Source organism: Tsukamurella ocularis (assembly GCF_024807615.1).
GTDB classification, from domain to species: domain Bacteria; phylum Actinomycetota; class Actinomycetes; order Mycobacteriales; family Mycobacteriaceae; genus Tsukamurella; species Tsukamurella ocularis.
In genome coordinates, this window is record NZ_JANUCJ010000003.1 from 303,474 (window position 1) to 325,953 (window position 22,480).

A 22,480-nucleotide genomic window follows, 5' to 3' on the forward strand; every position below is an offset into this window, starting at 1 on the left:
AGGCATCACCGTGTTGAGTTCCACACCGCGCCAGCTCCTCGCCGGCCTGCGCATGCTGATCGTCATGACCGTCGTCCTCGGCGCCCTCTTCCCGGTGGTGATTTGGGGCGTCGGGCAGGTCGCGTTCAGCGCGAGGGCGAACGGCTCGCAGGTCGAACAGAACGGCACCGTCGTCGGGTCCGAGCTGCTGGCCCAGAGGTTCGACGGTGCGCAGTGGTTCCACCCGCGCCCGTCCGCGGGCGAGTACGACACCCTCGCCTCCGGCGGCACCAACTTCGGCCCGAACAGCGAGAAGCTCGTCGCGCTCATCGCGGAGCGGCGCGCGAAGGTCGCAGGGGAGGACGGGGTGGCACCGTCGGACGTGCCGACCGACGCGGTGACGGCGAGCTTCTCCGGCCTGGACCCGCACATCTCCCCCGCGTACGCGCGGCAGCAGGTGGCGCGCGTCGCGAAGGCCCGCGGCCTGGCGCCGGAGCGGGTGACCGCGCTGGTCGCCGCGCACACCGACGGCCGACAGCTCGGCTACCTGGGTGAGGAGCGGGTTAACGTGGTGAATCTGAACCTCGCGCTCGCCGACCTCGCCGCTGCGGCGAAGTAGCCCGGGCGGAGAAGGAGGGAGACATGCCGAAGGGGCTTCTTCGCGTCTACCTGGGCGCCGCGCCCGGCGTGGGCAAGACCTACGCCATGCTCACCGAAGGGGCGCGCCGCGCCGCGCGCGGGACGTCCGTGGTCGTCGGCTACGTCGAGACCCACGGCCGGCCGCAGACGGAGGCGCAGGTCCAGGGGCTGCAGGTGATCCCCCGCCGCAAGGTCGAGTACCGCGGCGCGGTACTGGAGGAGATGGACGTCGACGCGGTGATCGCCGCGCACCCGACGGTGGTCCTCGTCGACGAGCTCGCCCACACCAACGCCCCCGGCTCGAAGAACGAGAAGCGCTGGCAGGACATCGCCGAGCTGCTCGACGCCGGCATCACCGTGGTCACGACGGTTAACATCCAGCACCTCGAGTCGCTCGGTGACGTGGTCGAGTCGATCACCGGCGTGCGGCAGCGCGAGACGATCCCCGACGGCGTGGTCCGCCGCGCCGAGCAGGTGCAGCTCGTCGACATGACCCCCGAGGCCCTGCGGCGGCGCATGGCGCACGGCAACATCTACCACCCGTCCAAAGTCGACGCCGCGCTCTCGCACTTCTTCCGGATCGGGAACCTCACGGCGCTACGGGAACTCGCGCTGCTGTGGCTCGCCGACCGCGTCGACGAACGGCTCGAGCAGTACCGCTCCGAGCAGGGCATCTCCGCCGCCTGGCCCACCCGCGACCGCACCGTCGTCGCGCTCACCGGCGGCCCCGAGGGCGGGACGCTGCTGCGGCGCGGGGCCCGGATCGCGGCGAAAGGCGCGGGCGGCGAGCTGCGGGCCGTGTATGTCGCGCGCAGCGACGGTCTGTCGGGAGCCTCGCCCGCGTCGCTGGCGCAGTTGCGACAGCTCACGGAATCGTTGGGCGGCACGTTCCAGATCGTCACCGGCGACGACGTGGCCGCGGCGATCCTGCAGTACGCGATCTCGGTGAACGCCTCGCGGATCATCCTCGGCAAGTCGCGGCACCGGGCGCTGACCTCGGTGATGCGGTGGCCCGTCTCGGACGCGGTGATCGAGGGTTCCGGCGACATCGACGTGCAGGTCGTCACGCACGAGCGGGCCGCGGGCGCGGGCCGGCGACGACTGCTCCCCCGCATCGACGGGCCCGACCCCGTGCTGCTGGGCAAGCGGCGCACCATCGCCGGCTGGTTGCTGGCGATCGCCGGTCCGGTGATCCTCACCGCGCTGCTCGCGCAGACCAGGCAGTGGCACTCGCTGCCCACCGAGCTGATGCTCTTCCTCATGCTGACGGTGGCCGTGGCCCTCGTCGGCGGCATCCGGCCGGCGGTGCCCGCGGCGATCCTCGGATCGTTCCTGCTCAACTACTACTTCGCGCCACCGCTGTACACGTTCACAGTGGCGTCGGGCGAGAACGTCTTCGCCGTCGCCATGTTCGTGCTGACGGCGATCGCGGTCGCGTCGGTGGTCTCCCTCGCCGCCCGGCAGACCGCCCGGGCCGCCAGGGCCCGCGCCGAGGCCGACGTGCTCAGCGGCCTCGCCGACACCCTGCTGGCGACCGAGAACGCCGACGACGAGATCCCCGCCCTGCTCGACGAGGCCATCGTGACCTTCGGGCTGCGCGGCGCCTCGCTGCTGCGGCGCGACGACGCGGACTCCCCCTGGCAGCTGGTCGCCGGGCGGCGCGAGTCGCCGCTCACGCCCGACGACGGCACCGACGCGGCGATGGTCGGCGACAACGTGGCCCTGGTCGTCAAAGGCGACCCGCTCAGCGCCTCCGAACACGGACTGCTCGTCGCCTTCGCCGCGCACGCGGCGGCCCGGCTGGACCGGGAAGCGCTCAGCGCCGAGGCCAAGCAAGCCCGGACCCTAGCCGAGGGCAACCGCGCACGAACGGCCCTGCTCAGCGCGGTCTCACACGACCTGCGGACGCCCCTGGCAGGGATCAAAGCCGCTGTCTCGTCGCTGCGCAGCGACGACGTGGAGTGGTCCGACGAGGACGAGGCCGAGTTGCTCGCGACCATCGAGGAGAGCGCCGACCGGCTCGACTCGCTGGTGGGGAACCTGCTCGACATGTCGCGGCTGCAGTCCGATTCGCTCACCCTGCTCACCCGCGAGGTCGGGATCGAGGAGGTCCTGCCCGCCATCTGGACCGCGCTCCCCGACGCCGACCTGGCCTTCGACTTCGCCTGTGACGACACCGATGCCACGCCCACGGCGCTGGCCGACCCGGGCCTGCTGGAGCGGGTACTGGCGAACCTCGTGGAGAACGCGGTGCGGCACTCGCGGGGCGGTCCGGTCACCGTCGGCGTCTCCGGCGTGCACACCCCCGACGGGGACCGGCTGCAGGTGCACGTGCGCGACCACGGGCCCGGCGTGCCGCAGGAGCAGCGCGAGGCCATGTTCAAGCCCTTCCAGCGGATGGGCGACGCCCCGGCCGGCAACGGCGTCGGGCTGGGGCTCGCAGTGGCCCGCGGGCTCACCGAGGCGATGGGCGGCACGCTCACCGCGGAGGACACCCCGGGCGGCGGCCTCACGATGATCGTGGACCTGCCCGCGGCGCAGCCGGTGTCGAGTGATGAGGTGGTCTCGTGACGTTCGTTCTGGTGGTCGATGATGAGCCCGCGATCCTGCGCACCCTGCGGATCAATCTCAAGGCCCGCGGCTACGAGGTGGAGACGGCCGCCGATGGCCGGTCGGCCCTGCAGATCGCCCGCGAGCGGACGCCCGACGTGGTGGTACTCGACCTGGGCCTGCCCGATCTCGACGGCACGGCCGTTCTGGCGAAGCTGCGGGAGTTCTGCACCTCCCCGGTGATCGTGCTCTCGGCGCGGCACGGCAGCGACGACAAGGTGGAGTCGCTGGACACCGGCGCCGACGACTACGTGACCAAGCCCTTCGCGATGGACGAGTTCCTCGCCCGCGTCCGAGCGCAGGTGCGGCGGACCGGTCTGGTGGATGCCCCTGCTCCCGCGAGGACCGAGGACTTCGAGGTGAACTTCGAAGCGCGGACGGTGACCCGCGACGGCACGACGGTGCGCCTCACCCCCACCGAGTGGAAGATCGTGGACGTGCTGGTCCGCAACGCCGACCGCCTCGTCTCCCAGCAGACGCTGCTGCACGAGGTATGGGGCCCGTCGTACTCGCGCGAGACCAACTACCTGCGCGTATACATGGCGCAGCTGCGCCGCAAGTTAGAACCAGACCCATCGCACCCGCGCTACTTCGTCACCGAGCCCGGGATGGGATACCGCTTCATCCCGTAGCGCTCCGACCGGCCCGGTTCGGGAGCGCGGCGTACCTCCCGCCGGGTACGACGGTGCTCCTGCCGCGCGACTGTGCGCAAGCACCGCGGACGCACTGGCGCGCACCGTGCGCCGGTGCCATCCGTAGATGCGGCCCGGTTCAGGGCCCGAGCGGGCGATCGAGGGCGGTGGCGGTGTAGAGGCCGGTGAGGCAGCGGGTGCCGTCGAGAGTGTCGGTGAAGACGTCGGCGGCGGCGATCATGGTGCGGCCGGGCGGGCCGACGAGGCGGCCGACCGCGACCAGCCGCTCCCCGCGCGCCGGTCGGAGGTTGTGGGAATTCATGGCGGTGGTCGCGGCGACGCGGCCGGAGTCGTGGATCGCGGCGTACGCCGCGCCGACCGCGGCGATGTCGGCCAGCATCGCGACGATGCCGCCGTGGCAGTGCACCCCGTCGAAGGTCACATCGGGGACGACCGGCATCGAGAGGACGACGCGATCGAGTGTGACATCGTCGACTGAGAGCTGGAGCCAACGGGCGACGGGCATGGAGTCGAGGACGCGGCTGAGGACGTGTTCCAAGGTCGTCATGGCCAAAACATATCACTGATACGATTGCCGCGGAAGATGCCGAGACAGAGAACCAGGACGCCCGAGGTCGCGGACGGGATCGCCGCCGCCGCACTGGAGATCGTCCGCGCCGAGGGCGCGGACGGGCTCACGACGCGGCGTGCCGCGGCGGCCGCGGGCACGAACATCGCCGCGCTGGGCCAACTCTTCGGCAACCGCGACGGCCTCGTGAACGCGGTCGCGCAGCGCGGCTTCGCCCTGCTCGTCGAGACCCTGCCGCAGGCGGAGGGCCCGCCCCGCGACGTGCTCGCCGCGTGGGCCGACGCCTATCGCCGCTTCGCCGCGGAGGAGCCCGCCCTGGTCGACGTGATGTTCGCGCGCCCGCTCACCGGGCCGATCCCGCCTGAGCACCCGGTGCACGAGTGCCGCCGCGTGCTCGTCGACGCCTTCGCGGCACTCACGGGCAGCACGGACCGAGCCGACGTCGAGGCGCTCGCACTCGGCTTCGGCGCGCTCCTCGAAGGCCTGGCGACCAAGGACCGGCACGACCTCCTCGGCCCCACCGCCGTCGCGCGGGACCGCGCCTGGCGCCTCGCCGTGGCGACCTACGCCGGCGGCGCCGCCCGCTGACTCAGCGCGGTTCGGCCGACTCCAACGACGCCGGCAGCCCGGCGAGCGCGAACAGCTCCCCGGGATCGAGGAAGGCGCAAACGTGGGTCAGCTCGCCGTCGGTGAAGGTCAGTACGTCCAGCTGGAAGGGCAGCCAGACATCGCCGACCGCCCCGGCCGCCGCCGGCGAGCGCAGGTACATCGCGGCGGCGGGCAGGCCGTTGCACACCGTCGGGACCATCCGCAGATCCCCGGCGACCTGGGCCGGACACTGCGTCCGCGAGAGCTCGCCGATGGCCTCCGCACCGCGGTACCAGCCCGGGATCGGCGGCATCTCCCAGGTGGCATCGGCGGCGAGGATGCGGACGACGCCGTCGATGTCGTGCCGCTCGAAGGCGGCGCAGAACTCGTCCCACACCCGCTTCTCGTGATCGGACAGCTCGGCGGCCTTCCGGCCGTCACGGGCGGCACCGTCGCCGAGGGAGGCCCGGGCCCGCTGCAGCGCGCTGTTCGCCGACGCGACGGAGGTCTCGAGGGCGTCAGCCGTCTCCGCGGCGGAGAACTCGAGGACGTCGCGCAGGATCAGCGCCGCCCGCTGCTTCGCCGGGAGCACCTGCAGCGCCGCGACCATCGCCAGCCCGATGCCCTCCCGCGCGACCGCCGCCTCCCCCGGATCGCCGAGAGCGCGGTCCGGGAGGGGCTGCAGCCACAGCACCTCGGTCGAAGGCGCCACCGGCTCCAGCGGGTTCGACGGCTCGCCCCCGAGCCCGACGGGCAGCACCCGCCGGGCCTTCGAGGCGGACAGGCAGACATTGGTCGCGATCGAGTACATCCACGTGCGCACCGACGACCGGCCCTCGAAGCGGTGGAAGGCCTTCCACGCGCGCAGGTAGGTCTCCTGCACCAGGTCCTCCGCGTCGGACGCGGAGCCCGACATGCGGTAGCAGTGCGCCAGCAACTCGGCGCGCAGCGGTGCGGTGGCCTCGTCGAAGCCGGCGTCGGCGACGGTCACGTTCAGCCCTCGGCGCCCTCGGGGCCGCCCGCGGCGGCGGCCGGATCCATCCACATGATCTCCCAGGTGTGGCCGTCCGGATCGTCGAAGGAGCGGCCGTACATGAAGCCGTGGTCCTCCGAGCGCCCCTCCGTGCCGCCGGCGGCGACCGCGCGGTTCACGACCTCGTCAACCTCTTCGCGGCTCTCCGCGCTCAGCGCGATGAGGGTCTCCTTCACGCCGGGCCCTGCGGTCGTGGCCTCGTGGAAGGTGCCGAAGAAGTCGGTCTTGAGCAGCATCGCGGCGATGTTCTCGCCCAGCTCCACCGAGATGGCGTTCTCGTCGCTGAACTGCTCGTTGATGGTGTAGCCCACCGCGGTGAAGAAGTCGCGCGAGCGCTGGATGTCGGCGATGGGCAGGTTCACGAAAATCATCTTGTGCATGGCGTCGCTCCTTGGTCCGCGGCGTTCCCTCTCGAACACCGTCACATGGTTAGACGGGCCGCACCGCCGGAACTCATCGGTCGGCGCGGATATATTTTCCGGCGGCCGATGCGCTACCCCTGCAACGCGGAGTCGAGGATCTCCAGGCCCGCGTCGATCTCGGCGTCGGTGGCGGTGAGCGGCGGCGCGATGCGGAAGATCGATCCCATGCCGGGCAGCTGCACCACGTTCATGTGCAAGCCCCGCTCGTAGCAGCGCTCCGTCACCAGCTTGCCCAGCTCGTTCGCGGGTTCCTTGGAGTCGCGGTCGCGGACCAGCTCGATGCCCTGCATCAGGCCACGCCCGCGCACGTCGCCGATCGCCTCGTGGCGCAGCGCCAGCTCGTCGAGCCCCGCCCGCAGCCGCGCCCCGCGCGCCGCGACGTCCCGGGCAACGCCGTCGGCGACCCCGTCGCCCAACACGTCGAGCACGGTCGTCGCGACGGCGGCCACCATCGGGTCGCTGACGTGCGTGGTGAAGAAGAGGAATCCCCGCTCGTGGCAGACCCGCTCGATCTCCGCCGAGGTCACGACCGCCGCGATCGGCAGGCCCGCGCCGAGCGTCTTCGAGAGGGTCAGGATGTCGGGCACGATGCCATCGCGCTCGAAGGCGTAGGCGGCGCCTGTGCGCCACAGGCCCGTCTGCGCCTCGTCGACGATGAGCAGCATGCCCCGCTCCTCGCACTTGCGCTTGAGCGCAGCGAGGTAGCCGACGGGCACGTCGATGATGCCGCCCGACGACAGGATCGGCTCCACGAGGCACGCGGCCAGCGAGCCCGTCGACTGCGCGTCGATGAGCTCGAAGCCGAAGTCCAGCTCCGACTCCCAGTCGTACTTCCCGTCCGGGGAGACGAACCGCGACCGGTAGGCGTTCGGCGTCGGCAGGGCGAAGTTCCCGGGCGCGGTGGGCCCGTAGCCCTTGTGCCCCGACGAGTAGGTCGCCGCCGCGGCACCGGCGGTCATGCCGTGCCAGGACTTCGAGAAGCTGACGATCTCGTGCTTGCCGGTGTACAGCTTGGCCATCCGCAGCGCGGCCTCGTTGGACTCCGCGCCCGTGGTCAGCTGCAGGACGTGGCTCAGCGGCTCCGCCAGGGTGGCCGCGAGCCGCTCGGCCAGCGTCACCACCTGGGGCGAGAGCATGCCGGAGAAGAGGTGGTCGAGCGTCGCGATCTCCCGCTGCACCTTCGCCACGATCGCCGGATGACTGTGCCCCAGAATGGCGCTCATCTGGCCGGAGGTGAAGTCCAGCCAGCGCCGCTCCCCGGAGTACACGTAGGTGCCCGCGGCGCGGTCGATGGGCAGGGGCGCGAAGGTGCCGCCGTAACGCACGACGTGCGCGGCGACCGATTCCGAGAAGCTCACGCGCTCACAGTAGCCGCCCGGACAGGTAGGCCTGCGCGACTTCGACGGTGCCGTCGGCGAATCCGGGATCCGCCTCCAGCGCATGTCCGTGCGTGCCGAGCCAGCCGAGCAGTTGCAGCCGCCGCAGCAACACGAACTCGGGCAGGAGCGCGGCGTGCGCGTCGGGCAGCGCCCGACGGTGCCGGTACGCGGCGGTCCACGCCGCCGCCCACTCCGGCAGCCGCGGGTCCGTCTCGACGAAGGACGCCGCTGCCGCGAACTCGAAGAGGTGCCAGCCGAACCCGGCGTCGTCGAAATCGATCACCGTGAACCCACTACCGGTCGTGATGAGGTTGGCCGCGCGTAGGTCGCCATGGATCAGGCCGAACCGGTCGGGTGTGCGGCCGAAGCCCTCGATCCGTTCCGCCGCGCGGTCGGCCGCAGGCGCGATCGCCCGACGGTGCGCCTCCCCCACCGCGAGCCCGTCCCGCCAGGTGCCCCAGCGCGGCCGGGGCCCGATCGTCTCGTCGACGCCCCAGGTGAAGCGCGTGAAATCGGCGGGCCGCCGCCAGGACTCGGCGTGCTCGTGGAACACCGCGGCGATCTCGCCGAGCGCCGCGAAGTGCGCGACGTCGAGCGCGGCGTCGGGCACGGGGCCGCCGAGCAGCTCCGCGAAGAGCACCGCGCGGCGTCCCGTCGGCGGATCGACCAGGACCCCGCTCAGCGGCTCCACCACGGGCACCGTCGTATCCCTGCGCAGAGCCGCGATCCACGCCAGCTCGGAGGCGATCGCGGCGTCGGCGACGTACCCCGGGCGATGCAGTCGCAGCACCGCCGGCCGCGGCCCGCCGCGCACGCGGAAGGTGGCGTTCTCGCTGACCAGCAGGGGTTCGACGGTGCCGCCGGGCCACGCACCGTCGGCGATGCGCTGCGCGAGGAGCAGATCGCTCACTTGACCACCTTCATCGTCATGCGGGAGTCCACGCGGACGATGGCCGGGTCGCCCATGAGGTGCGTGGTGACCCAGCGCTCGTACGTCGCGAGATCCGCGACGCGCACGCGGATCAGGTAGTCGGGGAGGCCGAACATGCGGCGCACCTCGATGACCTCGTCGAACGAGGCGATCCGCGCCTCGAACGCCTCCACCGACGCGCGGTCGTTCGCCCCGAGGTCGGCGTTGATCATGACCTCGAAGCCGCGGCCCAGCGCCGCGGGGTCGAGGACGGCGGTGTAGCCGGTGATCACCCCGTCGGCCTCCAGGCGGCGCACGCGGCGCAGGCACGGCGCGGGCGTGAGCCCCACGCGCTGCGCCAGCTCCTGGTTGGTGAGCCGCCCGTCGCACACCAACTCATCGATGATTGCTCGATCGAGTGCATCCACGTCCGAGATATTGCCACGGGCACCCCCAGTTCGGCCATTTACGCAAGCACATTGCGCGGAATGAGAAATAGAATTGTTCGCATGGGAGTTCCGTCGAAGGTCGCCGTGGTGCAGCTCGGCCTGTTCGTGCTCGGCATCGGCCTCGGCGTGGTGGTCACGGGCAACGGCCTGCCGTGGTGGATCGCGCCGGTGCTGTCGATGGCGGTGTACGCGGGCTCCGTCGAGTTCCTCCTCGCCGGCCTGCTGGCCGCGGCGACCCCGCTCGCCGCGATCGCCGCCACCACGTTCCTCGTGAACTCGCGACACCTGTTCTACGGCCTCACCTTCCCCCTGGACCGGATCCGCAGCCGGGTCGGGAAGGCGTACGGCGTGTACGCCCTCACCGACGAGGCCTACGCCCTGGTGAGCACGGCACCGTCGGCCACGATGACGGGAAAAATGATCCTGCGAACCCAGGTCGGCCTGCACGTGGCGTGGGTCGCCGGCTCGCTGGTGGGCGGGCTCGCGGGCGGCGCCTTCCTGCGCGACGTGCCGGGCGTCGACTTCGTGCTCACCGCGCTGTTCGTGGTGTTGGCGATGGACGCGCACCCGGACCGCACGACGCTCGCGCTCGCGCTGGCCGCGTGCGCGGTCGCGCTGGCGGCGGCGCCGGGCGCGATGCTGCTCGTCGCGATGGGCGGCTTCGCGGGCCTGCTCGTGGTGCGGCACGTCCTGGCCCGACGGAACGCGAAGGAGGCGGCGCATGCCTAGCACCGGATACCTGCTGGCGGGGATCGCGATCGCGGCGGCGGTCACCGTCGCGCTGCGGCTGGCGCCCTTCGGGCTGGCCTCGGTGCTGCGCGATTCGCCGCTGCTGGCCGACTTCGGGCGATGGATGCCCGTGGGCGCCGTGGTGGTGCTGGCCGTCTACTGCATGGCACAGGTCGACTACACCGCGCCGGCGCACGGGATCCCGCAGATCGCGGGCGTCGCGGCGACGGCGCTGGCGCACTGGTGGCGGCGCAACGCGGTGCTGAGCATCGTCGCAGGCACGGCGGTGTGCGTCGCACTGAGCTACGCACTGGCGTGATGGCACCATGAGCTGATGCGCAAGGAGATCGTCACTGCCGGCGACGTTCGCCTGGCGGTGCAGCACCGCCGCGTGCCGGTGCCGACGGGCCCGCCGGTGCTGCTCATCCACGGCATGGCCGCCGACCACCGGACGTGGCGGCGCACCGTCCGCGCCCTGCACGCCGCCGGCCGCGACACCGTGACCTACGACCAGCGCGGCCACGGCCGCAGCGACCACAGCGCCGAGTACCTCCTCGACGAGCTCGCCGCGGACGCCGAGCGGGTCGTGCGGCACGTGGGAGTCGAGACCTTCGACGTGGTCGGGCACTCCCTCGGGGGCCAGGCCGCGTTACGGCTCGCGTGGCGCCTGCCCGACGGTGTCCGTCGCCTCGTCCTCGAGGAGATGCCTCCGGTGGCGCTCGAGCCCGAGCAGGTCGCGGAGTCGGTGGACCTGCCGCTGACGCCGCGCCGGGTGTGGCTGGGGATCAAGCAGGTGGTGCAGACGCCGGGCGCCCTGTCGCGGTTCGACAAGACGATGATCGATTCGGTCTCCCCGCAGTTCCAGCCCGATCCGGCGTGGTGGGACCGGCTCGCCACGACCGGACAGCAGACGCTGGTGATCTCGGGCGGCCCGCGCGACTTCCTGCGCCCCGAGTACCTGCGGCTCGTCGCCGACGCGCTGCCCCGCGGCGAGTACGCCGAGCTGCGCGGCGGGCACACGGCGCACCGCGAGTCCTCCGCCGCGTTCGCCCGCGCGGTCCTCGAGTTCCTGCGCTAGCAGCTAGCGCAGGAATCCCACTGCAGCTCAGCCCTATCTGCTGCGGGAAATCTGTTCGAGAGTCGACCGTCACGGAATAGGACAAGGCCCGTCCCACCTACTGGTGGAACGGGCCTGCCATCGAAACGGCACTACGGGGTGAGCGGAGCCACCTGGCCGCCGGAGAGGCGGCGGTACGCGTACACGACCAACAGCGAGGCAACCGGTCCGGCGACCAGCAGGCCGATGCCGCAGAGGCAGGCGCCGATCATGCCGATGAGGCCCGCGATGACGAACGTCAGGATCGAGTTTCCGATGTCGCGCTGAATAACACCGAAGCCCTGCTTGATGCCCTCGATCGCCGGGAGCCCACGATCGACGATCGTCGGAATGGCGAACATGGTGAGGAATCCGACGACGATCGACACGATCGTACCGAGGAACGGGATCAGGCTGAGGATCGCGGAAACGGCGCCGATGATCACAGCGGCGATGACGACCTGACCGCTATTACGCGGCTTGAAGAAGGAACCGATATCGACGGGCTTGCCATCGGCGATGTCGAGCAGCCCCGAGTAGAGCGACGCCTGGATGATGCAGCCCACGATGCCGGTCACCAGGATGAGCAGCGCCATCCCGACCAGCGCACCGACGGAGCCACCGGTCGACATCGTCGTGAAGCCGTCGGCGTCGGTACTGGACGAACCGAGGACGATCGACACGATCAGGAAGTAGCCGAGACCGACGATCGCGCCGATGACGAGCGTGTACACGAGGATCGCCACGATGAGCGGGACCGCGTTCTTGGTGAACTTGTTCCAGGCCCAGGAGAACGCATCACCGATATTGAAGGGCTGCTGTCCGCCGCCGTACTGCGGGCCGCCGAAGCCGCCGGGAGGCGGCGGGAAGCCGCCCTGCGGCGGCGGGGGGAAACCTCCCTGCGGGGGCGGGAAACCCTGGCCGCCCTGACCGTAGCCGGGATCCTGTGGCGGCGGCGGGAAGCCGCCCTGACCGTAGCCCGGCTGCTGCGGGGGCTGCTGCGGGTAACCGCCCTGCTGGTATCCGCCGTGCTGCGGATCCTGCGGGTTCTGTGGGTAGCCGCCCTGGTTGTCACCAGGGTAGTTCGGCGGCTGCGTCATGGACTCCTCCTCCTCGCTCATGAAAGATCTCGGCAAACCTACCAACAGCCGGTGACGCACACCATAGTCGGTTGCTCAACCACCGTTGCTCTGACGTTTCGCCTCGCGCTTGGCCTTCCGGAGCGCGAATTCCTCCTGCTCGAGCCGCAGCGCGTGATCCGGCTGAGGAGCTCCGCCGCCGAGCCGCGCCGGCACCCAGTCCTCCCCCGCCGGAGCGGGGAAGCCGCGCTGCGCGCGCTCCAGGGCCTCGCCCATCGCGGCACGCAGCCGGGCGGTCAGCGCGACGGGGTCGTCACCGTCGGGATGGAGCGCGGGACCGACCTCCACGACGACGGGGAACCGGTGCCTGCCGATGCGGCGCTGGGTGCCCTTGGACCAGATCCGCTGGGTGCCCCAGACGATGACGGGGACGATCGGCACGTCGGCCTCGATGGACATGCGGGCGGCGCCGGACTTGAGCTCCTTGAGCTCGAAGCTGCGGCTGATGGTGGCCTCGGGGTAGAGCAGCACCACCTCGCCGCGTTCGAGGGCGGCCTCGGCCTCGTGGTAGCTCTCGGCGCCGTGTTCGCGATCGACGCCGATGGCGCCGCAGTGCTTGATGATGAAGGCCATGATCTTCACCTTGCGGAGCTCGGCCTTGACCATGTAACGCGGCCAGCGACCGGTCCGCTTCACGGCCAATCCCGCTTCAAGGAAGTCGACGTACGAGGTGTGGTTGACCGCGATCAGCACACCGCCAGTGGACGGGATGTTCTCCAGGCCGCGGTACTCCACGCGGAGCCCCTGAGCGCCCACGATGCTCTTCGCGAGCATCAGGACCACCTGATAGACGGGTTCGCGCCGCGCCATCACACCCCCTGAAGATCGCTTCTCCAGCCGAGGATACGACGGCGCGGCGCGGGCCGCGCCGAATCAGTAGGCGACTGAGAAACGCTGCCGCTCGTGGGCCGGGGTCAGGACCTCGTCGACGAACGCGATCGCGTAGTCGGCGCCGGAGATCTCGGAGTTCCCGTCGGCGTCGGTGAGCAGCACGTCGCCGCTCGTGCGGAAGGTGCCGCGCTTCTCGCCGGGGTTGAACGAGCCGTAGCTCGCGGCGGGGCTCACGTAGAACCAGTCCACGTCGTCGACGGTGCGTAGGTAGTCGAGTGCGCGATCGTGCTCCTGCGCGATCGGCTTGACCGCATCGGGGAACGACGGGGTGTCGACCAGCTTGGGGCCGCCCTCGGCGACCAGCAGACTGCCGGCGCCGCCGACCACGCCGAGACGGGCGCCGCTGGCGCGCGCTGCGGCGACCAGATTCTCCAGGGCGGTGCGCAGCTCGGTGCCGTCGCCCGACGGTGCCGCGGTCGGCAACGCGGAGACGATGACGGCGGCGCCGTCGACGGCGCGGGACACGAAGGCCGCATCGGTCACGTCGCCGGCCTCGGCGGTGGCGCCGGCCGGGACCTTGGCGACGTCGCGGGCGACACCGACGACCTCGATGCCGCGAGACAGGGCCTCAGTGGTGATGTGGCCGCCGGAGTAGCCCGACGCGCCGAAGACGGTGATCCTCACTGCGAGACCGCCTTGGAACGCCCCCTGAGCAGGTGCGTATCGGCCGCGAGCGGGCCGTGCGAGGCGATTCCCACGGCGATCAGGCCGGCGATGAGCGCCAGCGGAAGCTCGTAGCCGCCGCCACTCGCGAAGAAGCCCGCGTCCCAGTGCACGAAGATGATCGCGCCGAGCATGTCGATGATGCCGAGCACCGCGACGAGCGGGACGGCGAGTCCGATGATGAGCGCGGCGCCACCGACGAGCTCGACGATGCCCGCGAACCACGCGGACAGGGTCGGAAGGGGGACGTCCATCTTCTCGAACCCTGCTGCGACGTTGTCGATGCCGTTCGTGAAGAACTTCTGCCAGCCGTGGGCGAAGAAGATCGCGCCGAGGATCACCCGGGCGATCGTGGAGGCGAGGCCTTGGCCTCGCTCGAGCTGTGCGGCCATGGGGACCACTCCGTTCTATTGTTGAAGCTTCAAGCTTGCGCTACCATGGAAGCACAGACAAAACGTAAGCGCAATACTTCCGTACATGTAAGGTTTTTCGGCATGGCTGATTTCGACGTCTTCGCGAAGGACTGCCCCTCTCGCGATGTCTTCGCCCACGTCACCGGACGCTGGGGCGCGCTCGTCCTGGGACGCCTGCGCACGGAGCCCCAGCGGTTCGGCGAGGTCCGCCGCCAGGTCGAGGGCATCAGCGACCGCATGCTCACGCAGACGCTGCGCGCCCTCGTCGACGACGGACTGGTCAGCCGCTATTCGGCCGGCACCAATCCCCCGCACACCGAGTACCGGCTCACCTCCGCCGGAACGGACGTGGCGCAGGCGGTACTGGGACTGGTACGGGCCGTGGAGACGGCGATGACAACCGCACAGCGACTGGAGCGCGCTTCCCCGATTCCAGGAGGAATGTCATGACCACTGTGCCCGCGCTGTTCCTCAGCCACGGGGCGCCGCCCCTCGTCGACGACGAGCGGTGGGTCGCGCAGTTGCGCCGGCTCGCCGCCGACCTGCCGCGGCCCGAGCAGATCCTCGTGGTCTCCGCGCACTGGGAGGCCGCGCCCCTCACCGTGGGCGCCACTGATTCCCGGGTGCCGCTCACCTACGACTTCGGCGGTTTCCCCGAGCGGTACTACCGCACCGTCTATCCCTCCCCCGGCGCGCCCGCGCTGGCGGACCGGGTCGCGGCCATGGCACCCGACGATCAACCCGTGCACCGGGACTCGGAGCGACGGCTCGACCACGGGGCCTACGTGCCGCTCACCGTGATGTACCCGGAGGCCGACATCCCGACGCTGCAGGTCTCGCTCCCCACGCTGGAGCCGGAGGCGCTGTTCGGGCTGGGCCGGCGGCTCGCGGAACTGCGTGAGGAGGGCGTGATGATCATCGGCTCCGGGTTCACCACCCACGGCCTCCCCTTCCTCACCGACCCGAGCGCCGACGCCGTCGCGCCCGGGTGGTCGGTCGAGTTCGACGCCTGGGCACACGAGCGGTTCGCCGCCGGGGACGTGGACGGGCTCATGCGGTTCCGCGAAGAGGCGCCGGGCATGCCCTACGCGCACCCGCGGATCGAGCACTTCTCGCCGCTGTTCGTCACGCTCGGTGCGGCGGCGGATCCCGAGGCCGCACCCGAGGAGCCGATCGACGGCTTCTGGATGGGGCTGGCCAAGCGCAGCATCGTCGCGGCCTGAGACACCCGTCAGGCCCCGCCGGATTCCCCGGTCAGGCGGGCCGCAAGGGCCGCATCGTCGACGTGCGCCGTCAGGCGACGGCCTTCGCGACCAGGGCGGCGAGCCGCGACTCGGTCTCGGCGTCGAGGGCGGTGATGTTCCAGACGATGGGGTGCATGGTGGCACCCTCCTCGAAGGCGGGGTTCACCGTCTCGCCGAAACCGAAGGCCACGTACGCGTCTCCGGGCTTGATGTAGCAGACGTCCTCGCCGCCGCCGACGTAGAACGGCAGCCCCCAGCGCACGACGGGCTCGAGGCCGGGCGCGTTCTCGCGGATGATGGCGTGTATGCGCTCCCCGATCTCGGCGTACGGCGCGGGCATGGCGCGGAGCTTGGCGAGAACGGCGGCATCGCCCTTCTTGGTGAACATTGTGGTGGGACTCCTACTGTCGGGCGGAACTTCACGCTACCGCGAGCGAACGGCTCGGGCGGGCCCGGAAACGAGTTCGGGCGGGGCTCTGATTTCTCAGAACCCCGCCCGGACTGCGGTTTCCTCTGTGGAGCTAAGGGGAATCGAACCCCTGACCTCCTCGATGCGAACGAGGCGCGCTACCAACTGCGCTATAGCCCCTTGCGGAACTCGAATACCTTAGCAAGCCCCGCGGCCAAACTGCTAACCGACCTTGCGCTCGTACGGTTCCCGCACGTCAGCGGGGCGATCGAGGAAGTCGAACTCCTCGGCGCGATACCGCGGCAGATGGTCGAAAGCAGGGTCCTCGTCGTCGATCTCCATGACGACGCAGCCGCCGCGACGCAGGTGCGCCGGCACCCCGTCGCGCACCTCGGCCTCGCGGGCGCGCTCACGCCTGGCCCGCTCCAGGCGCGCCATCCGACGGCGACGGATCTCGGTCTCGATCCGCACCGTCCGGCGCAGGTAGGCGAGGTAGGCGACCAGCGCCAGCACCACCGCACCGAGGCCGTACCAGGCGAAGGGCACGCTCATCAGGCCCGCACCGAGCGCGACCACGGCGAGCACGCCCAGGACCAGCGTCACGCGCTGGCGGAACCGGAACCGCGCCTCGGTGATCCGGGCGTCGTTCTCGGGGTCGTAGCCGCCGCGGCGGCGACGCGGCTCCGCGTCCTCGGCGTACGCGCCCTCGTACTCGGCGTCGTCCAGCTCGTCGTCCGCGTCCTCGGCGACCGGGCGGGAGACCGGATCGATCTCCTCCGTCAGCTGCTCGTCCGCGGCCACCTCGTCGGCGACGTCGTCGTACTCCGCTGCCTCGACGAATTCCTCCGCCTCGGTCTCGATCTCCGCTTCGGCGACGGGCTGGTCGACGAGCGGCTCAGTGGCGGGCGGCTCAGTGACGGGCGCGGTCACGCGGCGGACGATCGGCGCGGACTCGGGCGCGGCGGCCTCGTCGGGCTCGCGCGCGGCGGGGGCGTCGACGTCCAGGTGGTCGAGGTCGACGACCCTCGTGCGCGCGGCCATCGCGGCCCGCTCAACGGTGTTGATCGGGGTGGTGTCACCGTCCATCGGACTGGATCCGTGCAGGTCGTCGACGTCGGAATCGACGTAGGCGTGCGCATCGGCGTCCTCGTCGGCGGCGCCGCCCGCGGAGTCGGAAGGCTTACCGAACACGATCCGACCGTCCTCGACGATCTCGTCGTCCTCGAGCTCGGCGTCCGCGTCGGCCGGGCCCTCGCCGCGCGGCACCTCGACGACGGTGGCCGCCGGGCGGATACGGCGCCGCACGGCACGGCCGGCGGAACCGCCGCGGTGCAGCAGCCGGGTCTTCAGCGTCGCGTCGGACACCTGGTTCACCTTGGGGTGCCGCGCCGCGAGCATCGGAACGAGCACCACCAGCCACGCGACGATCAGCCCCACCCAGAGCAGTGTCTGCGGGATCATGTCGGCTCCCTCCGGCATTCAGCGAGCACGGATCACATCCGTGTAAGTCGCCTTGAAGGCTATTTCACCGTGGTGAATCAGCGCGCCCGACGCGCCGTAGTCAAACCCCAAAAATCTCAAACAGTCACTTCAGTCACAGGCTCAGAAGCGCGCGCGACCCGACCGGACCACCCGCGCGACCATGGAATCCGCGACCTCCTCGGCCGTGATCGCGACGAGCAGATGGTCGCGCCAGGCACCATCGACGTGCAGGTACCGGCGTAGCATGCCCTCCTCACGGAAGCCCGAGTTGCGGAGCACAGCACGCGATCCGGCGTTCTCCGGGCGCACCGTCGCGTCCACTCGGTGCAGGCGCAGCGGGCCGAAGCAGTGGTCGACGGCGAGCGCGACGGCCGCCGTGGCCACCCCGTGGCCGGTCACCCGCCGATCGACCCAGTAGCCGACCCACGCGCTCTGCAACTGCCCGCGGGTGATGTTCCCGATGGTGATCTGGCCGGCGTAGGCACCGTCGACCTCGATGACGAGCGGGACGATCGTCCCGGCTCTCGCCTGCGAGCGCAGGGAGGCGCACAGCGGCGTCCACTGCGAGGCCGCATGCCGCCGTTGCCAGTTCACCTCGCCCGACGGTTCCCAGGGTTCCAGTTCCGCCCGATTAAGCAGTCGCAGCCGCGACCACTGCCGGCCGTCGCGGGCGCGGATGGGCCGCAGCCGCACGACACCCGCGGCAGTGGTGAGGGGCCCGAGCTCGACCTGCCAGTTCGCTCCGAACACCGATGTCAGCCGCGCTGGGCGAGGAAGGCGACGACCACGTCGTCGCCCGCCCGGACCTCGGTGACCTCCGGGTCCACGACGATGAGGCAGTTTGCCTCAGCCAGGCTCACCAGCAGGTGGGAGCCGTTGTCGGGGATCGGCGCGACCATGAACTCGCCGCTGTCCTCGTCGCGCATGAGCTGGCCGCGCACGTACTCGCGGCGGCCCGCGGGCGACTGATGAGATGCCGCGCTCTTGGCCGTCACCAGGCGGCGCATCGGCTGCCGCTTGCCGAGCGCGATGCGGATCAGCGGCCGCACCATCACCTCGAAGGCGACCAGAGCGCTCATCGGGTTCGAGGGCAGCAGGAAGGTGGGCACCTGGTCGTCGCCGAGAGTGCCGAAGCCCTGAACAGAGGCGGGGTGCATCGCGATGCGCTCCACCGCGAGGTCGCCGAGCTCTGCCAACGCGACGGTGATGTCGTCGGAAGCGCTGCCGCCGAGCGCGGAGGTCACGATCACGACCTCGGAGCGCTGGAGCTGCGCCTCGACGGCCTCGCGCACCCCGTCGGTGGTGACGATGCCCACGCGGTGGACCTCGGCGCCGCAGTCGCGGGCGGCGGCGGCCAGCGCGTAGGAGGCCACGTCGTACACCTGGCCGGCCCCGGTATCCCGATCGATGTCGACCAGCTCACGGCCCACGGAGATCACCGCGACGCGGGGCCGCGGGTGCACGGAGACCTTGTCGCGCCCGACGGCGGCGAGCAGGCCCACCTGCGCGGGCCCCACGACGGTGCCGCGGCGCACGGCCACGTCGCCCGGCTGCACGTCGTCGCCCGTGCGGCGCACGTACTGTCCGGATCGGACTGCATGTCCGACACGGACTTTCGACAGGCCACCGTCGGTCCACTTGTCGGGCAGGACGGCGTCGGCGAGGGTGGGCAGCGGCGCGCCGGTCTCGACCTTGACGGCCTGACCGGGCTGCAGCCGGATGGGTTGGCGGTTGCCCGCGCGGACCTCGCCCACGACCGGCAACGAGACGACGATCTGTTCGCCGGTCTCCTCGTCGGTCTCGCCGGCGCTCGCCACGTCGACGGAGCGCACGGCGTACCCGTCGATCGCGGCCTGGTCGAACGCGGGGAGGGCGTTCTCGACGACCACTTCCTCCGCGCACATGAGGCCCTGCGCCTCGGAGATCCCCACGCGCACCGGCCGCGGCGCCACCGCCGCCGCCGTGACCCGTGCCAGATGGTCCTCCACGGAGCGCATGCTCTCGGCCTCCTACAGCGTCAGTCTCGGTTCAGGCGATCCTGCAGCCAGTCGCGCAGGTCGGGACCGTAGTCGTCGCGGTCCAACGCCAAGTCAACCGCAGCCTTGAGGTAGCCCCCGGGATTTCCGAGGTCGTGTCGGGTTCCGCGGTGCACGACGACGTGCACGGGATGGCCCTCGGTGATGAGCAGCGCGATGGCGTCGGTCAGCTGGATCTCGCCGCCGGCGCCCTTGTCGATCCGGCGCAGCGCGTCGAAGATCGACCGGTCCAGCAGGTAGCGGCCCGCCGCCGCGTAGTTCGACGGGGCGTCCTCGGCCTTGGGCTTCTCGACCATGCCGTTGACCTTGAGCACGTCCGGGTTAGCGGCGTCGGGCACGATCTCGACATCGAAGGCGCCGTAGCTGCTGATCTGCTCCGGACTGACCTCGATCGCGCAGAGCACGGAGCCGCCGCGCTTCTCGCGGACCTTCGCCATCGTCGTGAGCACGCCGATGGGCAGCACCAGGTCGTCGGGCAGGAGGACGGCGACGGCGTCCTCATCGTCGTCGAGGACCGGCTCGACGCAGGACACGGCGTGGCCCAGGCCCAGCGGCTTCTCCTGAATGACGGCCTCGGCGTGGATCAGGTTCGGGGCGCGGCGCACCTTGTCGAGCATCGCGGTCTTGCCGCGCTTCTCCAGGGTGCCCTCGAGGACGAGGTCCTCGACGAAGTGGGCGACCACACCGTCCTTACCGGGGCTGGTGACGATGCAGAGCCGCTCCGCACCGGCGGCCGCGGCCTCCTCGGCCACCAGCTCGATGCCGGGGGTGTCGACCACCGGGAGCAGTTCCTTCGGCACCGTCTTCGTCGCGGGGAGGAAGCGGGTACCCAGGCCCGCGGCGGGGACGATCGCGGTCTTCGGAATGGACGGCGCGTTGCTCATTCCCCCACCTTAGGCTAGGTCACGTGAAGGTAACGATCCGAGTGGCTGGGAATTCGCCGCGTGAGCACTGAGTCCAAGGCCGCATGGCGCACGCGATTCCGGCGCAATCGCGCGGCCCTGACGGCCGCTCAGCGGGCGGAGGCCGCGGCGGCATTGACCTCCGTTCTGGCGGCGTTGGACCTGGGTGAGGCGGTTGCGGCGTACGTGCCGGTGGGCTCCGAGCCGTCGTTCACTCTGGGCCGGCAAGTGCTGCTCCCGGTGACCCCGCCGGAGCCGGGGCCGCTCGATTGGGCGTGGTCGGGCTCACTCCTCCCCGGCCCCTTCGGACTGCTGGAACCTGCGGGCCCCCGGCTCGGAACCGACGCCTTGGCCGGGGTGTCGACGGTGCTGCTGCCCGCGCTGGGCTGCTCCCGGGAGGGCGTACGACTCGGGCGGGGAGCCGGCTACTACGACCGCTCACTGCGCCCCGGACCGCGGCGGATCGCGGTGGTCTACGACGACGAGCTGGTGGACTACCTGCCGTCGGAGCCCACGGATGTGCCGGTGCATGCGGCGCTGACCCCGTCGGGTCTGGTGGACTTCGCGTCGTGAATCCACGGCTGAGAGCGTCAGGAGGCCGAATCTGGCTTCGTGACGGTGTGAGCCGTGGATTCACAGGCGAACGTTCCGTAACCAAACTGGGGATAGCGGCGCCTCGGCGATCCCTCCGAGCGTGTTGCTCGCGAGACGATGCCGAGCATGAACGACTGGCTCTCGCTGATCCACGACATCGCGCAGTCGTCGGGCGGGGTGGTGACGCGGCATCGATTGCTGGGCGCCGGCATCCCGTCGGCGGACATCGAGCGGCTCCGTGCGGCGGGCAGGCTGACTGTGATCCGCCGCGGCTGGTACCGGCTCGAGCGTGCACGGCCGATCGTGGTGGCCGCGGTCGAAGCGGGCGCCGTCGTGACCTGCGTGAGCGCGCTCGGTTTCCACAATCCGGAGATCTGGGTGCCGGCGGGCATCACCAAGACGCATCTGCGCTGGCCGGCTCACGTGCGGACGCGGCGGCGCACGCATGAGCAGTGCCGCGCTTTCCGCACTCTCGAGACGCCACGGGCCGCGGTGGATCCGCTGGATTCGGCGCTGCTGTGCGCGGCGAACTGCCTCGATCCCGACCAGCTGGCCGCAGTGCTCGACTCGACGCTGCGGATGACGGTGCCGCTGACCCAGGAGTACCTGCAGCAGTTGTTCGCCGGCGCGCCGGAGCGGATCAGACCGGTGCTGGGGCACCTGGACCCGCTGGCGGGATCGGGCATCGAATCGATGGTGCGGTACCGGCTGCAGTGCAGACACATCGCGGTACGCAGCCAGGTGACCATCCCCGGGGTGGGCACCGTCGACCTACTGGTGGGCGACAAGCTGATCATCGAATGCGACAGCGAAGGACATCACAGTGGCCTGCACCGCAAGACCGACCTGAAACGCGATCGGATATCGGTGCGCGGCGACTACCGCGTGCTGCGCATCGACTATGAGGAAGTGGTGTCGAAGGAGAGGTGGGCGGCCGCATACCGGGACATCGAGGACCTGGTGCGCACTGGTCGCCACCGAGGGAAGGTCCGCACGGCACCGGTGGCGGCAGTCGCCTGTGAATCCACGGCTGAGAGCGTCAGGGGGCCGAATCTGGCTTCGTGACGCTGTGAGCCGTGGATTCACAGGCGCCGGTCACACCAGCAGGCGAGAGATGTACTTTTCGCCGTACGTGCGCAGGGCGGCGGTGTCACTGATGTCCAGGCCGGTAGGCGAGTTGGACAGTAGCGACCCCGTGATCCGCAGCATGAGGTCCACGACGGAGCAGAGTTCGGCGTAGTCCTGTTCGGCGCCGGTGTTACGCAGGCGGATCACGATGCCCTGGATGAGCAGGTCCCACACGCCGCGCGGGATCCGCAGGAAGTACTCGGGCTCCGCGGCCAGCACCTTGGACACGGCCATGTTCGACTCGGCCTGCTCGATGCTCAGGACGAACACCTCGACCAGCGTCTGCTGCGGCGTGTACCCGACGATCGTCTTGTCGAGCTTGCGGCGCAGGGTACGGATCTCGATCGCGACAACGCGGGCGATCAGCTGGTCGCGGTTGGGGAAGATCCGGTACAGCGTGCTGCGGGAGACGTGCGCCTGCTTGGCCACCTGGTCCATGCTGACGCCAGGGATGCCGTTCGCGGCGATCACCTCGCGTGCCGCGTCCACGATCCGCCGCGCAGGTGAGGGAACCGTCATAGCGG

At 70.9% G+C, this 22,480-nt stretch carries 27 protein-coding genes and 1 tRNA gene; 11 read left to right on the forward strand and 17 right to left on the reverse strand.

What is annotated here, in order from left to right; genetic code table 11:
- The first annotated feature begins 10 nt into the window (after positions 1-10).
- From kdpC to HNP44_RS12835, 3 genes are read left to right on the forward strand one after another with little or no spacing between them, the layout of a single operon-like run.
- Positions 11-598, forward strand: a complete 588-nt coding sequence (kdpC, locus tag HNP44_RS12825; RefSeq protein WP_259140798.1) for a potassium-transporting ATPase subunit KdpC — start codon at positions 11-13, stop codon at positions 596-598.
- A 23-nt stretch (positions 599-621) separates the two neighbouring features.
- A complete protein-coding gene (locus tag HNP44_RS12830) occupies positions 622-3,189 on the forward strand; it encodes an ATP-binding protein (protein ID WP_259140799.1) in 2,568 nt (855 codons plus the stop codon).
- Positions 3,186-3,860, forward strand: coding sequence for a response regulator (locus HNP44_RS12835; RefSeq protein ID WP_259140800.1), 675 nt, complete (start codon positions 3,186-3,188; stop codon positions 3,858-3,860). The genes HNP44_RS12830 and HNP44_RS12835 overlap by 4 nt, the downstream gene beginning before the upstream one ends.
- Before the next feature lie 139 nt (positions 3,861-3,999).
- Here the strand turns inward: HNP44_RS12835 and HNP44_RS12840 are convergent, their stop codons facing one another.
- A complete protein-coding gene (locus HNP44_RS12840; RefSeq protein ID WP_259140801.1) occupies positions 4,000-4,428 on the reverse strand; it encodes a PaaI family thioesterase in 429 nt (142 codons plus the stop codon).
- A gap of 36 nt (positions 4,429-4,464) precedes the next feature.
- Here HNP44_RS12840 and HNP44_RS12845 point away from each other — a divergent pair, with 36 nt between their 5' ends.
- Complete coding sequence (locus tag HNP44_RS12845) at positions 4,465-5,037, forward strand: TetR/AcrR family transcriptional regulator (RefSeq protein WP_259140802.1); 573 nt, start codon at positions 4,465-4,467, stop codon at positions 5,035-5,037.
- 1 nt (position 5,038) lies between these two features.
- Here the strand turns inward: HNP44_RS12845 and HNP44_RS12850 are convergent, their stop codons facing one another.
- The 5 genes from HNP44_RS12850 to HNP44_RS12870 all read right to left on the reverse strand — a co-directional run bounded on the left by HNP44_RS12850 (position 5,039) and on the right by HNP44_RS12870 (position 9,209).
- Positions 5,039-6,028, reverse strand: a complete 990-nt coding sequence (locus tag HNP44_RS12850; RefSeq protein WP_259140803.1) for a sigma-70 family RNA polymerase sigma factor — start codon at positions 6,026-6,028, stop codon at positions 5,039-5,041.
- 2 nt (positions 6,029-6,030) lie between these two features.
- Positions 6,031-6,450, reverse strand: a complete 420-nt coding sequence (locus HNP44_RS12855; RefSeq protein ID WP_259140804.1) for a VOC family protein — start codon at positions 6,448-6,450, stop codon at positions 6,031-6,033.
- 113 nt (positions 6,451-6,563) lie between these two features.
- Positions 6,564-7,850 carry an aspartate aminotransferase family protein gene (locus HNP44_RS12860; protein ID WP_259140805.1) on the reverse strand — a complete coding sequence of 429 codons (1,287 nt, stop codon included), beginning with the start codon at positions 7,848-7,850 and terminating at the stop codon, positions 6,564-6,566.
- A gap of 4 nt (positions 7,851-7,854) precedes the next feature.
- Complete coding sequence (locus HNP44_RS12865; protein ID WP_259140806.1) at positions 7,855-8,781, reverse strand: phosphotransferase enzyme family protein; 927 nt, start codon at positions 8,779-8,781, stop codon at positions 7,855-7,857.
- Positions 8,778-9,209 carry an Lrp/AsnC family transcriptional regulator gene (locus HNP44_RS12870; RefSeq protein WP_259140807.1) on the reverse strand — a complete coding sequence of 144 codons (432 nt, stop codon included), beginning with the start codon at positions 9,207-9,209 and terminating at the stop codon, positions 8,778-8,780. Before HNP44_RS12870 ends, HNP44_RS12865 begins: the two co-directional genes overlap by 4 nt.
- A gap of 81 nt (positions 9,210-9,290) precedes the next feature.
- On the opposite strand from HNP44_RS12870, the gene HNP44_RS12875 reads away from it, so the two are divergent.
- From HNP44_RS12875 to HNP44_RS12885, 3 genes are read left to right on the forward strand one after another with little or no spacing between them, the layout of a single operon-like run.
- Positions 9,291-9,959 carry an AzlC family ABC transporter permease gene (locus HNP44_RS12875; protein WP_259140808.1) on the forward strand — a complete coding sequence of 223 codons (669 nt, stop codon included), beginning with the start codon at positions 9,291-9,293 and terminating at the stop codon, positions 9,957-9,959.
- The gene (locus HNP44_RS12880) at positions 9,952-10,278 is read left to right on the forward strand and encodes a branched-chain amino acid transporter permease (protein ID WP_259140810.1); all 327 of its coding nucleotides are present in this window, start codon (positions 9,952-9,954) and stop codon (positions 10,276-10,278) included. The genes HNP44_RS12875 and HNP44_RS12880 overlap by 8 nt, the downstream gene beginning before the upstream one ends.
- Before the next feature lie 15 nt (positions 10,279-10,293).
- Positions 10,294-11,037 carry an alpha/beta fold hydrolase gene (locus HNP44_RS12885; protein ID WP_259140811.1) on the forward strand — a complete coding sequence of 248 codons (744 nt, stop codon included), beginning with the start codon at positions 10,294-10,296 and terminating at the stop codon, positions 11,035-11,037.
- Between the two features lie 131 nt (positions 11,038-11,168).
- On the opposite strand, the gene HNP44_RS12890 is transcribed toward HNP44_RS12885, so the two are convergent.
- The 4 genes from HNP44_RS12890 to HNP44_RS12905 all read right to left on the reverse strand — a co-directional run bounded on the left by HNP44_RS12890 (position 11,169) and on the right by HNP44_RS12905 (position 14,140).
- Positions 11,169-12,155, reverse strand: coding sequence for a hypothetical protein (locus HNP44_RS12890; RefSeq protein WP_259140813.1), 987 nt, complete (start codon positions 12,153-12,155; stop codon positions 11,169-11,171).
- A 75-nt stretch (positions 12,156-12,230) separates the two neighbouring features.
- Positions 12,231-13,004 (reverse strand): lysophospholipid acyltransferase family protein, encoded by a 774-nt coding sequence (locus tag HNP44_RS12895; RefSeq protein ID WP_259140815.1) that lies wholly within the window; start codon positions 13,002-13,004, stop codon positions 12,231-12,233.
- Between the two features lie 63 nt (positions 13,005-13,067).
- The gene (locus HNP44_RS12900; RefSeq protein WP_259140816.1) at positions 13,068-13,709 is read right to left on the reverse strand and encodes an NAD(P)-dependent oxidoreductase; all 642 of its coding nucleotides are present in this window, start codon (positions 13,707-13,709) and stop codon (positions 13,068-13,070) included.
- A complete protein-coding gene (locus HNP44_RS12905; RefSeq protein WP_259140817.1) occupies positions 13,706-14,140 on the reverse strand; it encodes a DoxX family protein in 435 nt (144 codons plus the stop codon). The genes HNP44_RS12900 and HNP44_RS12905 overlap by 4 nt, the downstream gene beginning before the upstream one ends.
- Positions 14,141-14,242: 102 nt before the next feature.
- On the opposite strand from HNP44_RS12905, the gene HNP44_RS12910 reads away from it, so the two are divergent.
- A complete protein-coding gene (locus tag HNP44_RS12910; RefSeq protein WP_259140818.1) occupies positions 14,243-14,611 on the forward strand; it encodes a winged helix-turn-helix transcriptional regulator in 369 nt (122 codons plus the stop codon).
- Positions 14,608-15,384, forward strand: a complete 777-nt coding sequence (locus tag HNP44_RS12915; RefSeq protein WP_259140820.1) for a dioxygenase family protein — start codon at positions 14,608-14,610, stop codon at positions 15,382-15,384. Before HNP44_RS12910 ends, HNP44_RS12915 begins: the two co-directional genes overlap by 4 nt.
- 70 nt (positions 15,385-15,454) lie before the next feature.
- Here HNP44_RS12915 and HNP44_RS12920 read toward each other — a convergent pair whose 3' ends face one another.
- The 6 genes from HNP44_RS12920 to HNP44_RS12945 form a co-directional block, all read right to left on the reverse strand.
- A complete protein-coding gene (locus HNP44_RS12920) occupies positions 15,455-15,793 on the reverse strand; it encodes a DUF1801 domain-containing protein (RefSeq protein WP_259140821.1) in 339 nt (112 codons plus the stop codon).
- 128 nt (positions 15,794-15,921) lie between these two features.
- Positions 15,922-15,994: transfer RNA gene (locus tag HNP44_RS12925), tRNA-Ala, on the reverse strand.
- A 42-nt stretch (positions 15,995-16,036) separates the two neighbouring features.
- Positions 16,037-17,275, reverse strand: a complete 1,239-nt coding sequence (sepX, locus tag HNP44_RS12930; protein WP_259140822.1) for a divisome protein SepX/GlpR — start codon at positions 17,273-17,275, stop codon at positions 16,037-16,039.
- A 141-nt stretch (positions 17,276-17,416) separates the two neighbouring features.
- A complete protein-coding gene (locus tag HNP44_RS12935) occupies positions 17,417-18,046 on the reverse strand; it encodes a GNAT family N-acetyltransferase (protein ID WP_259140823.1) in 630 nt (209 codons plus the stop codon).
- A 5-nt stretch (positions 18,047-18,051) separates the two neighbouring features.
- Entirely contained in the window at positions 18,052-19,293 is a 1,242-nt protein-coding gene (gene glp, locus HNP44_RS12940; RefSeq protein WP_259140824.1) for a molybdotransferase-like divisome protein Glp, read from the reverse strand.
- A 20-nt stretch (positions 19,294-19,313) separates the two neighbouring features.
- Entirely contained in the window at positions 19,314-20,216 is a 903-nt protein-coding gene (locus HNP44_RS12945) for a UTP--glucose-1-phosphate uridylyltransferase (RefSeq protein WP_259140826.1), read from the reverse strand.
- Between the two features lie 60 nt (positions 20,217-20,276).
- Between HNP44_RS12945 and HNP44_RS12950 the strand changes: the two genes are divergently transcribed.
- Together HNP44_RS12950 and HNP44_RS12955 are read left to right on the forward strand one after the other, a co-directional pair.
- On the forward strand, positions 20,277-20,807 hold the full coding sequence (locus HNP44_RS12950; RefSeq protein WP_259140828.1) for a 5-formyltetrahydrofolate cyclo-ligase: 531 nt from the start codon (positions 20,277-20,279) through the stop codon (positions 20,805-20,807).
- Between the two features lie 147 nt (positions 20,808-20,954).
- A complete protein-coding gene (locus HNP44_RS12955) occupies positions 20,955-21,893 on the forward strand; it encodes a type IV toxin-antitoxin system AbiEi family antitoxin domain-containing protein (RefSeq protein WP_259256887.1) in 939 nt (312 codons plus the stop codon).
- Positions 21,894-21,923: 30 nt separating this feature from the next.
- Here HNP44_RS12955 and HNP44_RS12960 read toward each other — a convergent pair whose 3' ends face one another.
- A complete protein-coding gene (locus tag HNP44_RS12960) occupies positions 21,924-22,475 on the reverse strand; it encodes a TetR/AcrR family transcriptional regulator (RefSeq protein WP_259140832.1) in 552 nt (183 codons plus the stop codon).
- Positions 22,476-22,480 lie beyond the last annotated feature (5 nt).